The sequence below is a fragment of the Bradyrhizobium sp. CCBAU 45389 genome (genome assembly GCF_028128625.1).
GTDB lineage: Bacteria > Pseudomonadota > Alphaproteobacteria > Rhizobiales > Xanthobacteraceae > Bradyrhizobium > Bradyrhizobium liaoningense_B.
In genome coordinates, this window is sequence record NZ_LBIY01000002.1 from 795857 (window position 1) to 808963 (window position 13107).

The window sequence follows — 13107 nt, forward strand, 5'->3', positions numbered from 1 at the left end:
CCCCGTTCTTTCACGCGAAGGCCAGGATCGCAAGGAGGCCGGCAAGCAGCAGCATGGCGCGGCGGTAGACGTTCAGCCCTTCGCCGATGTCGGCAGCAAGTGGATCGCGCGCGCCTTCGTTGAGCCAGGGCTCCTTCGTGACGCTGCCATGATAGATGCGGGGACCGCTGAGCCGGACGCCTAACCCACCGGCCATGGCCGCTTCCGGCCAGCCGGCGTTGGGCGAGCGGTGGCGACGCGCATCGCGCGTCATGCACGACAACGCTTCGGATCGCCTTGGCGCGAGCAGCACGAACAGAAACCCTGTCAGGCGCGCCGGAATGAAGTTGGCGACATCGTCGATGCGCGCCGCGGCCCAGCCAAAAGCTTCGTGACGCTCGCTGCGATGGCCGATCATGGAATCCAGCGTGTTGATGGCCTTGTAGCCGAGAATACCGGGGAGGCCGAACAGCGCGCCCCAGAACACCGGCGCCACGATACCGTCGGAGGCGTTCTCGGCAAGGCTCTCGATCGCCGCGCGCGCGATCCCGGCCTCATCGAGCGCCGCGGGATCGCGGCCGACGATGCGCGAGACCGCTTCGCGCGCGGCAGCGATATCGCCGGCCTGCAATGGCCTCGCGACGGCGGCAACGTGATCATGGAGCGAGCGCAGCGCGACCAGCGGCCAGGCGAGCACGCCCACCAGCGCGATCTGGATCCAGCCCGAAGCCAGCAAGGACTGAAGCATCCAGCCGAGCGCGACGGAGAGCGCAATCACCAAAAGCGCTCCCGCAACACCCGCAGCGCGCCGAAGGACCGGCTGATCGGAGGAGCGATTCCAGCCGGTATCGATCGCGCCAATCAGGCTACCCAGCCAGGTCACGGGGTGGCCGATGCGCGCGAACAGCCATGACGGCCAGCCCAGAAGGGCATCCACCGCCATCGCCACCACCATCGCGCCCGCAAAGCCCAAATCCGCCTCCTGTCCCGCCCCTGTTGCGCAAAGCGAGGGCCGAGCGCAAGCCCCTGCCCGCCTGATTTCGGCTTTGTCTTTGGCCGCGTTTGGTGATTAGTCAGGCCCACAGGAGACCTTCATGGCCGTCATCTTGATTACCGGCGGAGCGCGATCGGGCAAGAGCAAGCGCGCGGAAGCACGCACGCGCGCTTTTCCCGGACAGCCCGTCTATGTCGCTACGGCCGAGGCGCTGGATGGAGAAATGGAGGCGCGCATCGCCAGGCATCGCGCGCGGCGCGGAACCGACTGGATCGAGCGGGAAGTGCCGCTCGATCTCGCGGCCGCGCTGGTCGCAAGCGACGGCGGCGGCGCACGGCTAGTGGATTGCCTGACGCTCTGGCTCTCCAACCTGATGCATGCCGGGCGCAACTGGGAGCACGAGGTGAACGCGCTTGCCGCGACCCTCTTCAATCTCAAGAGCCCGGTCGTGCTCGTCACCAACGAGGTCGGCCTCGGCATCGTGCCCGACAACGCACTGGCGCGCAGCTATCGCGACGCCGCCGGGATCATGAACCAGACGATTGCCGAGTTCGCCGACGAGGTCGAGTTCGTGGTTGCCGGCCTGCCGATGAAACTGAAATGATGCCGCGCGTGGAGCTTCTCAAGGACATCGTCGCCGATCTCAGGATGGCGGCATCGTTCGTCACGATCCTCCCCGTCGCATCGTCGAAACCCGCAGCCGACGGCGCCGTCGCGCGCGCGACCTGGGCCCTTCCAATCGCTGGCCTTCTGGTCGGCCTTGCCGGCGCTTTCATCTACAAGGTCGCCATCCGCCTCGGGCTGACGCCGAGCCTCGCCGCCCTGCTCGCGCTGGCGACGACTACCCTCATCACCGGCGCGCTGCACGAGGACGGCCTTGCCGACACCGCCGATGGGCTCGGCGGCGGCCGCACGCGCGAGCGCAAGCTCGAGATCATGCGCGACAGCCGGATCGGCGCTTACGGCGTCTGCGCGTTGATCCTGTCGTTCGGCCTGCGCTGGAGCGCGCTCGCAGCGATCGCCAATCCCCTGGCGGTCACGTTCGCGCTATGCGCCGCGCACGCCGCTGCACGCGCGGGCGTGCCGGCCTTCATGTCGCTGGTGCCGCCGGCGCGGCCTGACGGACTGTCGGCCAGCGCTGGCGTGCCGCCCGGCCGCAGCATCGCGATCGCCTTCGCGGTTGGAACGCTCGTGCTTGCCCTGGCGTTGGGGCCGGGCAAGGCGCTGGCCGGCCTGGTCCTGCTCTCGCTCGCCGGCCTGCTGCTGGCGCGGCTCGCCATCCGCCAGATCGGCGGGCAGACCGGCGACATTCTCGGCGCGTTCGAGCAGATCGGCGAAATCCTGATCCTGCTGGTCGCCGCGGCCTTCCAGATGGGACGCTGACCTCATGGTCGAGTTCGACGACACCTTCCGCCGGCACCTGCACGAGCTGTTCGTGTGGCGCCGCGACGTGCGCCGCTTTCGCAGCGATCCGCTGCCGGACGGCGCCGTCGATCGCCTGATCGAGACGGCGTGTCTTTCCCCGTCGGTCGGCCTCAGCCAGCCCTGGCGCTTCGTCATCGTCGACGATGCGGCACGGCGCCGTGCCGTCATCGACGACTTCAGGGCCTGCAACGCCGATGCGCTCAACTGCTACTCGGGCGACCGCGCGGCGCGCTATGCCACGCTAAAACTGTCGGGCCTCGAACAGGCGCCGGGCCACCTCGCCGTGTTCGCGGACAAGACCAGCGACATCGGCCACGGCCTTGGCCGCGCCACCATGCCGGAAACGACGGAATATTCCGTCGTCGCCGCGATCACCGCGATGTGGCTCGCCGCGCGCGCGGAAGGCATTGGCCTTGGCTGGGTGTCGATCCTGAATCCCGATCGCATCCACGCCATTCTCGACGTGCCTGACACCTGGAAATTCATCGCCTATCTCTGCATCGGTTATCCGGAGGTCGAATGCGACCAGCCCGAACTCGAGCAGGCGAAGTGGGAGCACCGGCGCGGCGCGAGCGAATTTACGCTGCGGCGTTAGCAGGCCGCACGATCCTCCGTCATTGCGGGCGCAGCGAAGCAATCCAGAGACAAGGCATTACGGAGCGTCACCGATCAGGCAACGATCGAAACAGCGACTCTCTCGGCTCGTAGGAATACGGTATCGGGCTGCGCATGGCTGCGAATGAACATTCATAAGCGCACTTTTTCATCAATTGTGGTCGCTAGCCTTTCGGGATATGCACAGCGTCAGGGACAACTTTTGCGAAGCATTTCATGACTGAGCGGCCCGCTCCTGCCCGCGTTGTGCCGGCGGTCGCCCGCCGCGATCTCCTTCGCCTGGCAGGCGCAACTGCCGCGGGATGGCTTGTGCTCGGCGCAACGCCGGATCGCATGCGGCTCGTCGCGACGCTCACGGCATTGCCGCTCGACGACGAACTGACCAAAAGAAGCATGACCGAAGCTGCGACCACGCGGCTCGGCGGGCTCATCGCGGGCCTGAGGCAACGAGGCTGGGTCGAAGGGGTCAATTTCCGTTTCGAGATCCGGTCGAGCTTCGGCGGACCGGACAAGTTGAAGACCGCCGTGCAGGAGCTCATCGATCTCAAGCCGGATGTCATCCTGACCGGCTCGACAGGTGAAACCGCGGCCGTGCTGGCGGCCACCAAGACGATCCCGATCGTTTTCGCGACCTCCAACGATCCCGTCGGCAACGGCTTCGTCGAGAGCCTCGCCCATCCCGGCGGCAACGTCACGGGCTTCACCAGCAGCACCGCCGAGATGGGCGGAAAATGGTTTCAGCTCATCAAGGAGGCCGTGCCGGACATGGCGCGTGTCGGCGTCCTGTTCAATCCTGCGAGCACGCCTCGCGCCGGACGCTTCTTTCTCGAGTCCCTCGAGCAGGAGGCCGCGACATCGGGGGTTGACGTGGTCCTCGCCCCCATCGGCAAGGCAGCGGAGATCGACGGGGCGATAAGCCGCTTTTCCGAGCCGCCCAAGGCTGCGATGATCTCGCTCGTCGACAGTTTCCTGGTGGTGAACCGCCAGGCGATCGTCGCGGCAACGGCGAAATATCGTGTTCCGATGATCTATCCGTTTCATTACTTCATGGATGCGGGCGGGCTCATGAGCTACGGGCCGACGCTGGAGGTCCGCTCGGCCGACTATGTCGACCTGATCCTGCGCGGCACCAAGGCCGGGGATCTGCCGGTGCAATCGCCGCGTAAATACGAGCTTTTGATCAACCGCACCGTCGCGCGATCGCTCGGACTGACGATCCCGTTCACGCTGCTCGCGCGCGCCGACGAGATCCGCGAGTGAACGAGCAGGTCGACCAGGGACATTTGCGAACGCCTCCCGGCCGGCTGTACCGGAAATATCTCTACTCGATCGTCGCCCTCGCCTTTGCCGCGCTCGCCATCAACACCGGCTTCGACGTCTGGTTCTCCTATCGCGAGCAGAAGCAGCTCCTCGCGGCGATCCAGCGCGAGCAGGCGGCATCCGCGGCCATCCAGATCGGCCAGTTCATCGGCCAGATCGAAAACCAGATCAGATGGCTCTCGCGCCTGCCGCCGGAACTGTCGACCAACGAGGACGATCGCCTGAACGCCATCCGCCTGCTGCGCCTCTCGCCCGCGATCGCGGAAATTGCCGAGCTCGATGCGCAGGGCCGCGAGCTGGTGCGCGTGTCGCGCCGCGTTGCGGACAAGGTCGGCAGCAAGGCCGACCTCTCCACCTCGCCGGCCTTCCGCGGCGCCAATGAAAGCCGCGCCTATTACGGGCCGGTCTACTTCTTCGGCGACACCGAGCCGTTCATGACGCTCGCCACCCGCGGGAGCGGCCGCGCGCCCAATGTGGTCGTCGCCGAAGTCAATCTGCGTTTTATCTGGGACCTCGTCGCCGGGATCAGGGTCGGCAACACCGGCAAGGCCTACGTGGTCGACCGCATGGGGGTCTTGATCGCCCATCCGGATCTGTGGCCGGCGCTTCGTCGCAGCGATCTCACCGGCCACGCGGACGTGCGCGCCGCGCTCGACGGCATAGGCCCGCCCTCGGGCGGCCTGGTCAGGGAGGACCTGTCAGGTCAACGCGTGCTGTCGACCTATGCGACGGTGCCGTCGCTCGGCTGGCTGGTGTTCGTCGAGCTTCCGCTCACCGAAGCCTATGCCCCGATCTACGCGTCGATCGGACGCTCCACCTTTCTTCTGGTCGTCCTGCTCGCCATTGCGGTTCTGGTGTCCCTCTGGCTCAGTCGGCGCATGACAGTGCCGATCCAGATCCTGACGCAGGGCGCGCGGCGGATCGGAAGCGGCGATCTCGGCCTGTCGCTCGCGATCAGGACCGGCGACGAGCTGGAGGCGCTCGGTGACCAGTTCAACCGGATGGCCGCTCACTTGCGCGACTCCTACGCAACGCTCGAGGGCAAGGTGATCGAGCGGACCTCCGAGCTCGAGAAGGCGCGCGATCAGGCCCTGGCCGAGCACGACGCTGCCGAGCGCGCGCGCAGCATTGCCGTGCAGGCCAACGAGACCAAATCGCGCTTTCTTGCCGTCGTCAGCCACGAGCTGCGCACGCCGCTGAACGGCGTCATGGGCGTACTGCAACTGCTCGACGACGGCAGCCTCGGCGAGATGCAGCGGCGCCGCCTCGCCACCGCCGCCGCATCGGGCGAAACGCTGATCGCGCTGGTCGATGCGATCCTGGAATATGCGCGCCTCGAGGCCAGCACCGAGGCGCTGGAGACGCGCGACTTCCGCCTCGACCAGCTGATCGAGGCAGCCGCCGATCTGATGCGCCCGCAGGCCTTCAATAAAGGACTGACCTTCGATCTCGCCAGCGATGCGACGGTCAATATCTCCGTGCACGGCGATCCCGTCAGGCTCAACCGCATCCTGCTCAACCTGATCGGCAACGCGATCAAGTTCACCCCGCGCGGCGGGATCGCTTTGACGGGCACCGCCGAACGGCTCGACAATCGTGTCCTGCTGCACATCACCGTTCGCGATACCGGCATCGGCATCGCGCCCGACATGCATGAGCGGATTTTTGAGGACTTCGTCCAGGCCGACGACAGCATTGCACGGCGGTTCGGCGGCACAGGCCTCGGCCTTGCGATCGCGCGGCGCCTCACCCGCCTGATGCGGGGCGAGCTGACGGTGGAGAGCACGCCGGGCGCCGGCAGCACGTTCAGGCTTGAGGTACCGCTCGACCGCGCCGCGAGCGGCATCGCGCAAGGCGCGCTTCCGCCGCCGTCGCGGCAGCTCCGCGTGCTGCTGGTCGACGACGATCCCGTCAATCGCCAGGTCGGCGAAGCCATTCTGAACCGGCTCGGCCATCGCCCCACCCTCGCCGGCAACGGCGCCTCCGCCGTCGCACTCGCGCGCGACCAGACGTTCGATATCATCCTGATGGATTTGCACATGCCTGACATGGACGGCGTGGAGGCAGCCTCGCTGATCGGCAAGCTCGGTTTGCCGAAGATGCCTAGCATCATCGCCGTGACCGCCGACGTATCCACCAACGCCCGCGAACGCCTCGCCGGCGCCGGCATCACCAAGGTCGTCAGCAAGCCGATCCTGATCAATGCGCTGCGCGAGGCGATCGAAGACACCCCGGACGAACCGGCCGCCGCGCAACTCGCCGCAGGCGCACTGATCGACCGGCATTTTCTCGATGACCAGAAGGAATTGCTGGGTGCGGCGCAGATCGCAAAACTCCATCAGCTCCTGCAGCAAACGAGCGAACGGCTGATCGACGATATCGCCAAGGCTGCGGCGACCGGCGACCACAAGCAGCTCGCCCGATCCGCGCACCAGCTCGGCAGCGCGGCCGGCGCGCTCGGGCTCGTCCGCCTGTTCGAGCGCTGCCGTGAGGTCGAATTGGCTGCAATCTCGATATCCCCGGCGGAATGCCAGAGTGCGGCCGACGAACTTGCCGCGCTTCAGCAGGCGTCGATGAAAGCGCTGGACGATCTGCTCACGCCGGCCGAGGCGCGTTCGGCTAGCTAGCCGCTGAACCCGTGAATAAACCGCCCCTTGGTCGACTTATCCCGATGCATCATCTGACCCTACCTCAGTATGGTCACGCCATACCCGCGCACAATGGCGACAGCCAAGTGCTCCGTGCTACCTATGAACGCAGAGTGAAAAGCAACGGAACCGGCCCTACGAGCCGGCAGTTGCAGGACAAGTCCGGCGGCGTAGGCGCCCGCCGGCCTTTCTCCTGATCGAACGGCACGATGCCGCTCCAGTACTTGATGTCTACTGTCCCAGTTGGCTGCAGAGAGTACGTCATGAGAAACATCACCGATCTGCTCGTGCGGTTTTGGCATGGGAGCCAGCCCGCATCCGATACCCAGGTTGCGGCTGTCCCCGAAAACCGGGATCGATCCAGCATGGCCGATTTTGTCCGCATCCTGCAGGCCTACGATCAGGACCAGTGGAGCAACCGCGTCAGCCTATGATTCAAGCTCCCAAACAGTAGCCTCGAATTGCGCGCGACGGACCTCGGCAACTCTGAATGGACCGCCACCAAGCCGATGCGGCCGCCGCCACCTAGCGCCAAGAGGGAGATCGATCTCACGATTCCGGTCGTTTCTTCAGCAGATCGCCCGGCCGGCAATGTGCCGGCCGGGCTAACACGCCACACGAGGGATTAACTTCCTTCGTGCAGGGGCCTCTGAGCATTGCACTCTCAAGAACCGGACGTTTTAACGACAAGCTTTATGTTAAGCAGGTTGACGCCCTTGAATGGGTTCGGGGCGCTTTCGATTGTTCCCGTACCCGTGGCGTTCGCATAAGCACCTGTGCCCGATAGGATCGTGTATTCGCCCATTGATTTGCCGTCTTTGACCGAACCGGTGTAGCGCGCCGTAATCGAGCCTTCCTCGAACGTGTAAGTGCTATAGCCGAAGAAGGGGCCCGACCCTTTGAGCAAGTCCGAACTATTAACGAACTCCTTCACTCCGATACGGCCATCGTTGAAGACTGCGACCCCAAAGAATTTACCAGACGCAACCGTCTGTCCTTCGACGTTTGCGGCCTCTATCACCTTGAGGTCGATCGGCTTCGTGATCAGCTTGAACTCAAGCACCCGCTCGCCGGCTACGGCGGTTGACGCCGCGATGGTCAATGCCACGCCAGAAAGGAAAAAGGTGAGAGACTTCCGCATAGGCTCCTCCTGAGCTTGTTGAAATCAAGTCGAGAAGTGCCGGCGAGCCACACATCATGCCGCCGCTTTTCGCTGCGGCACGAAAGAGAGCCCTCGGCGGCGCCCCGGCAGCGGCTGAAGCTCTCTGGTCCTAAGGCGCGAAGCCGGGACGCAAGTATGAGTCCCAAGCGATCGGAAGAAAGTTCAGGTTTCCGTTACGGTATAATGGTGTCCAGCTACACGGGACCCTCAGTGTGTCGATACGAGCGATGTAATCGAGCTGACCAATGCTTCGACGGCGCCGGATGGCCTTCGCTGGTTGGCCAACTCCATCCGATAGTTCGCGGAACAGCAATTCCGGGGGATTAGTGTCACCAACGTTGACAAATGGGAGAGCGATGTCGCGACACCATTTCACGGGCGTAAGTCCCTGCGCTGGTCACCCATGGAATCGCCTCTTGCCCCATCGCGACAGAATCGCTGTGACAGGGAAATTGATGCGCCATCGGGGTTAGCGGACTCTAGCGAGCCGTCGCCCGGGAGATTTATGGGTTCACGGCCCAGCCTCCGCACGTCTGCGCCCGCCGGCCTCCTCCTCGCGGCCAAACCGCTCCACCAGGAAATCGATGAATAGCCGCACCTTCACAGACAAATGCCGCGTCGGCGGATAGACCGCATAGAGCGCGAGCGGCGGCGCCGAATAATCGTCCAGCACCGTCCGCAGCTCGCCCTTCTTCAACGCGTCCGCAGCGATGAACTCCGGCAGCAACGCCAGCCCCCTGCCCTTGATCGCGACATCGCGCAGCACTTCGGCATTGTTGACGCAGAGCGACCAGGCCGGCTGGATCCAGTGATCGCCGTCGTTGCCGGTGAGCTTCCACTGATTGCCTGTGAGCAGGAAGCCGTAGGTCAGCGAGGCGTGCTCGCGCAGATCCTGCGGATGTTTTGGCGTGCCGTGGCGCGCGAGATAATCCGGCGAGGCGCAGATCATGCGCGGGACAGGCACAATCCTGCGCGCGATCAGGCTGGAGGATTCCAGTTCTGCGATCCGCAAGGTCACGTCAAAGCCGTCCTGCACGGGATCGAGCAGATCGTCGCTGAGCACGATCTGGAGCTGCAGCTCGCCATAGCGCGCCATGAAATCGGCGAGCACGGGACCTAACCGCATCGTGCCGAACGACATCGGCGCGTTGACGCGCAGCAGACCTCGCGGCGCCGACTGGGCCTGTGTCACCGCCTGGTCCGCGGCCTCGATCTCGGAGAGGATGACGACCGCACGCTCAAAATAGCGCTGGCCGTTCTCGGTGGGGCTGGCGTGACGCGTGGTCCGGTTCAGCAGCTGGACGCCAAGGCTCTCCTCGAGGTCGGCGATGTATTTGCTGATCGCTGAGCGCGACAGCCGCAGCTGCCGTCCGGCCTCGGCGAAGCTGCCGCTTTCGACCACTTTGACGAAGGCCCGGAGGCTGGCGACCTTATCCAAGGCCCGGCCCCCGCGATTGTTTCCAAATCGTAGACATAGCCGTCATATTTGCATGGATTGTCTCCAATCCAAAGCGGAACGATATTTCCAGCCAGAGCAAGACCGCTCCCCGATTTCAGGAGGACGACAATGTCTGGACTGCACCATGTCACCGCGATTGCCGGCGACCCCATCCGCAATTTCGGCTTCTACACGCGCGATCTCGGCCTGCGCTTCGTCAAGAAGACGGTCAATTTTGACGATCCCGGCACCTATCACTTCTATTATGGCGACGAGACCGGCCGCCCGGGCACCATCCTGACCTTCTTCCCCTGGGCCGGCGTGCCCTCGGGCCGCCGTGGCGTCGGCGAGACCCATCAGACCGCCTTCCGCGTGCCGCAGCGCTCGCTCGGCTACTGGACCCAGCGCTTCACCGAGAAGGGCATTGCTTACGAGGCGCTGGAGAAGCGCTTTGGCGAATCCGTGCTGCCCTTCACCGATCCTGACGGCATGGCGCTCGCGCTGGTCGGCGTCCCCGGCGCCGAGAACGAGCCCGGCTGGAGCAATGGCGACGTGCCGGCCGAGCACGCAATCCGCGGCTTCCATGGCGTGACGCTGCTCCTCGACAGCGCGGCGAAGACGGCCGGCATTCTCACCGACGTGTTCGGCTTCAAGGAGACCGGCCGCGAGGGCTCGGTGATCCGCTTCAAGGCGCCGGGCGATGTCGAAGGCAGCGTCGTCGACATCTACGAGGCCAAGGGCTTTCTGCGCGGACATCAGGGCGGCGGCTCGGTGCATCACATCGCCTTCCGCGCGGCCGATGATGCCGAGCAGGGCAAGATGGCGCAGAAGCTCGTGAGCAATCACGGCCTGCACCCGACCGAGCAGAGGGACCGCAACTACTTCCGCTCGATCTATTTCCGCGAGCCCGGCGGCGTGCTGTTCGAGATCGCAACCGACATCCCCGGCTTCGCCGTCGACGAGCCCGTCGCGACGCTGGGACGTGACCTGAAGCTGCCGAGCTTCCTCGAGCAGCACCGCAAGCAGATCGAGAGCGTGCTGCCGAGCCTCGAAGAAAGCGTGTCATGACCGAGAGCACCTTCATCCACCGTTTCGAGCCCGCGACCAGCGCGGGCTCACCCCCTCTCCTGCTGCTGCACGGCACCGGCGGCGATGAGAACGACCTGCTCGGGCTCGGCAAGATGATCTCGCCAGGCTCGGCGCTGCTCTCGCCGCGTGGCCGCGTGCTCGAGCACGGCATGCCGCGCTTCTTCCGCCGCCTCGCCGAAGGCGTGTTCGACGAAGACGACGTCCGCCGCCGCGCGCACGAGCTCGGTGACTTCGTTACGGAGGCGCGGCAACGCTACGGCATCGCCGCGCCGATCGCGGTCGGCTTCTCCAACGGCGCCAATATCGCGGCGGCGCTGTTGCTGCTGAAGCCGGACGTGCTTGCAGGCGCGATCCTGCTGCGGGCCATGGTGCCGCTGTCGCATCCGCTCAAGGCGGTGCTCGGCAACAAGCCGGTCCTGCTCCTGTCCGGCCAGGCCGATCCGATCGTGCCTGCGAGCAACTCGGCGCGGCTGGCAGCGCTGCTGTCGCAAGCAGGCGCCGGCGTGACGCACAAGGTCCTGCCGGCAGGCCATCAATTGTCGCAGGCCGACGTGACGCTCGCCCGCGACTGGATCGGCAGCGTCGCCGCCGAAGCGGCCTGACATCTGCGAACGGCGCACCGTTGGTCGCGGTGCGCCGCCTCGCCCCCCTGCAAGCGACCTTCCGCCGCATCTGCGCAATCGGGCGCCAGCCTGCCGGAATTTTCCGCTTGCCCGTTTCCGCGTCAGGCTTAGAATTTGGGACAAGGTTCCGAAATATGGAACTACCTTGGACCAACCCTGATGAGCGCTCTCACCAACGCGATCGAGATCCTCCGCTGCTTTTCCAGCGCGCGGCCCGATCTGTCGTTCGCGGACGTGATGGCGCTGACGGGCAAGCCGAAGAGCTCGACCTCGCGGCTGCTGCGCTCCTTGCGCGATTGCGGCCTGCTCGAGCAGGACCCGCACACCCGCCGCTACCGGCCGGGCCTGCTCACCTTCGAGCTCGGCCGACTGCATCGCGCCCATGACGATCTCATCAGCATGGCCGAGCGCGAGCTGCGCGAGGTTTGCGCGCGCACCGGTCACACCGGTTACATCGCCGTGCTCGACGGTTTTGAGCAGGTCGTGCTCCGCATCGTGCCGGGCTCCAATCCCCTGCGCGTCGTCAATCCGCCTGGCCAGCGCACGCCTGCGCTCGCGACCTCCAATGGCCGCGCCATGCTGGCGCGCCTTTCCGACGAAGACATCCGCGCGCGGGTGCCTGCGACCTATCCAAAGCTGGCGCGCAACTCGCCGCAGAATTTCAAGCAGCTGATGCTGCGCCTGAACGAGATCCGCAGCACCGGCGTGTCGGAGGCGGCCGATGAATCCATCGAGGGCGTCGGCTCGCAAGGCTTTGCGCTCAAGAGTGGCGAGACCGGCGAGATGATCGGCATCGCGGTGTCCTACTCGGTGCAGGCGACCACCGCCGCCGAGCGCGCCAATGTCCGCCGCGAGCTGGCGGCGATGGCCGCAAAACTGCGACGACTGACCGGCGATCCGCTCGATCAGGACGCCGCCCGCATCCAGACGGGGACGCGATGAGCAACGCCGCAACCACGCGCCCCAACGGCCTTGCGCTCTTCATTCTGCCGAGCGCGCTGCTGTTCGCCTTGTTCTTCTTCCTGCCGATCGGGCTGATGGCGCTGATGAGCGTGCTCACCGGCAATCCCGTGGTGATGCCGAAGGTCGCCTTCACCAACCGCCACTACGCCCGCATGGTCGGCGATCCCTATTACCTCGAGGTGATCTGGACCACGATCCGGATCGGGCTCGTCACCACGCTGGTCGCGCTCCTGATCGGCTATCCGCTGGCGCACTGGATGGCGCGGATCAAGAGCCGTACCGGGCACGCGCTGCTGCTGATGGCCGTGCTGGCGCCGATGCTGACCGGCATCGTGGTGCGCACCTTCGCGTGGATGACGCTGCTCTCCGACAAGGGCGTGGTCAACCAGACCCTGATGTCGCTCGGCCTGATCTCTCAACCCTTGAAGCTGATGTACACCGAGACCGGCATCGTGGTTGGCCTCGTCCACATCTACGTGCCCTTCATGGTGCTGACGCTGACCGGCGTCATCGGCCGGATCGACGAACGGCTGGAGCAGGCCGCCGAAAATCTCGGCGCGAGCCCCTTGCGCGCCTTCCTCGAGGTGACGCTGCCGCTCAGCGTGCCCGGCATCCTCGCCGGATCGTTGCTGGTCTTCGCGCTCGCGATCAGCGCCTATGTCACGCCGATCCTGCTCGGCGGCTTCCAGATCATGACGCTGCCGATCCTGATCTACCAGCAGATCTCGGCGAACTTCAACGTCGGCTTCGCCGCTGCGCTCGGCATCGTGCTGCTCATGATCTCGCTCATGCTCGTCATCGCCTATAACCGCGCGCTCGGCCTCGTCTCCGGCCAGCGCGAATTGCAGTGA

13 protein-coding genes are annotated in these 13107 nt (G+C 65.5%); 10 read left to right on the plus strand and 3 right to left on the minus strand.

Annotated features, from left to right (window positions below; genetic code table 11):
* Positions 1–10 precede the first annotated feature (10 nt).
* Complete coding sequence (gene cbiB / locus XH79_RS03465; protein ID WP_271580669.1) at positions 11–952, minus strand: adenosylcobinamide-phosphate synthase CbiB; 942 nt, start codon at positions 950–952, stop codon at positions 11–13.
* A 121-nt stretch (positions 953–1073) separates the two neighbouring features.
* Here cbiB and cobU point away from each other — a divergent pair, with 121 nt between their 5' ends.
* The 6 genes from cobU (at position 1074) to XH79_RS03495 (ending at position 7415) form a co-directional block, all read left to right on the plus strand.
* Positions 1074–1577: a bifunctional adenosylcobinamide kinase/adenosylcobinamide-phosphate guanylyltransferase gene (gene cobU / locus XH79_RS03470; RefSeq protein WP_212344210.1), complete on the plus strand. Its 504-nt coding sequence runs from the start codon at positions 1074–1076 to the stop codon at positions 1575–1577.
* On the plus strand, positions 1574–2356 hold the full coding sequence (gene cobS, locus XH79_RS03475; RefSeq protein ID WP_271580670.1) for an adenosylcobinamide-GDP ribazoletransferase: 783 nt from the start codon (positions 1574–1576) through the stop codon (positions 2354–2356). Before cobU ends, cobS begins: the two co-directional genes overlap by 4 nt.
* 4 nt (positions 2357–2360) lie before the next feature.
* Complete coding sequence (bluB, locus tag XH79_RS03480; RefSeq protein ID WP_271580671.1) at positions 2361–2993, plus strand: 5,6-dimethylbenzimidazole synthase; 633 nt, start codon at positions 2361–2363, stop codon at positions 2991–2993.
* Between the two features lie 236 nt (positions 2994–3229).
* Entirely contained in the window at positions 3230–4273 is a 1044-nt protein-coding gene (locus XH79_RS03485; protein WP_271580672.1) for an ABC transporter substrate-binding protein, read from the plus strand.
* On the plus strand, positions 4270–6960 hold the full coding sequence (locus XH79_RS03490) for a hybrid sensor histidine kinase/response regulator (protein ID WP_271580673.1): 2691 nt from the start codon (positions 4270–4272) through the stop codon (positions 6958–6960). Before XH79_RS03485 ends, XH79_RS03490 begins: the two co-directional genes overlap by 4 nt.
* 284 nt (positions 6961–7244) lie before the next feature.
* On the plus strand, positions 7245–7415 hold the full coding sequence (locus tag XH79_RS03495) for a hypothetical protein (RefSeq protein WP_212344202.1): 171 nt from the start codon (positions 7245–7247) through the stop codon (positions 7413–7415).
* Between the two features lie 230 nt (positions 7416–7645).
* Here the strand turns inward: XH79_RS03495 and XH79_RS03500 are convergent, their stop codons facing one another.
* A complete protein-coding gene (locus XH79_RS03500; RefSeq protein WP_212344200.1) occupies positions 7646–8122 on the minus strand; it encodes a hypothetical protein in 477 nt (158 codons plus the stop codon).
* Between the two features lie 532 nt (positions 8123–8654).
* Positions 8655–9581 carry a LysR family transcriptional regulator gene (locus tag XH79_RS03505; protein ID WP_212344198.1) on the minus strand — a complete coding sequence of 309 codons (927 nt, stop codon included), beginning with the start codon at positions 9579–9581 and terminating at the stop codon, positions 8655–8657.
* Positions 9582–9710: 129 nt separating this feature from the next.
* Between XH79_RS03505 and XH79_RS03510 the strand changes: the two genes are divergently transcribed.
* The 4 genes from XH79_RS03510 to XH79_RS03525 all read left to right on the plus strand — a co-directional run bounded on the left by XH79_RS03510 (position 9711) and on the right by XH79_RS03525 (position 13107).
* The gene (locus XH79_RS03510) at positions 9711–10649 is read left to right on the plus strand and encodes a ring-cleaving dioxygenase (protein ID WP_212344195.1); all 939 of its coding nucleotides are present in this window, start codon (positions 9711–9713) and stop codon (positions 10647–10649) included.
* Positions 10646–11272 (plus strand): alpha/beta hydrolase, encoded by a 627-nt coding sequence (locus tag XH79_RS03515; protein ID WP_271580674.1) that lies wholly within the window; start codon positions 10646–10648, stop codon positions 11270–11272. The genes XH79_RS03510 and XH79_RS03515 overlap by 4 nt, the downstream gene beginning before the upstream one ends.
* Positions 11273–11452: 180 nt before the next feature.
* A complete protein-coding gene (locus XH79_RS03520) occupies positions 11453–12235 on the plus strand; it encodes an IclR family transcriptional regulator (RefSeq protein ID WP_271580675.1) in 783 nt (260 codons plus the stop codon).
* A complete protein-coding gene (locus XH79_RS03525) occupies positions 12232–13107 on the plus strand; it encodes an ABC transporter permease (RefSeq protein ID WP_271580676.1) in 876 nt (291 codons plus the stop codon). The genes XH79_RS03520 and XH79_RS03525 overlap by 4 nt, the downstream gene beginning before the upstream one ends.

Excerpts from the sequence above, each read along its gene's own strand:
- XH79_RS03485 (WP_271580672.1), top strand. The coding sequence starts at position 3,230 with ATGACTGAGCGGCCCGCTCCTGCCCGCGTTGTGCCGGCGGTCGCCCGC.
- XH79_RS03500 (WP_212344200.1), bottom strand. The coding sequence starts at position 8,122 with ATGCGGAAGTCTCTCACCTTTTTCCTTTCTGGCGTGGCATTGACCATC.
- XH79_RS03495 (WP_212344202.1), top strand. The coding sequence starts at position 7,245 with ATGAGAAACATCACCGATCTGCTCGTGCGGTTTTGGCATGGGAGCCAG.
- cobU (WP_212344210.1), top strand. The coding sequence starts at position 1,074 with ATGGCCGTCATCTTGATTACCGGCGGAGCGCGATCGGGCAAGAGCAAG.
- XH79_RS03510 (WP_212344195.1), top strand. The coding sequence starts at position 9,711 with ATGTCTGGACTGCACCATGTCACCGCGATTGCCGGCGACCCCATCCGC.
- XH79_RS03520 (WP_271580675.1), top strand. The coding sequence starts at position 11,453 with ATGAGCGCTCTCACCAACGCGATCGAGATCCTCCGCTGCTTTTCCAGC.
- cobS (WP_271580670.1), top strand. The coding sequence starts at position 1,574 with ATGATGCCGCGCGTGGAGCTTCTCAAGGACATCGTCGCCGATCTCAGG.
- XH79_RS03525 (WP_271580676.1), top strand. The coding sequence starts at position 12,232 with ATGAGCAACGCCGCAACCACGCGCCCCAACGGCCTTGCGCTCTTCATT.
- XH79_RS03515 (WP_271580674.1), top strand. The coding sequence starts at position 10,646 with ATGACCGAGAGCACCTTCATCCACCGTTTCGAGCCCGCGACCAGCGCG.
- bluB (WP_271580671.1), top strand. The coding sequence starts at position 2,361 with ATGGTCGAGTTCGACGACACCTTCCGCCGGCACCTGCACGAGCTGTTC.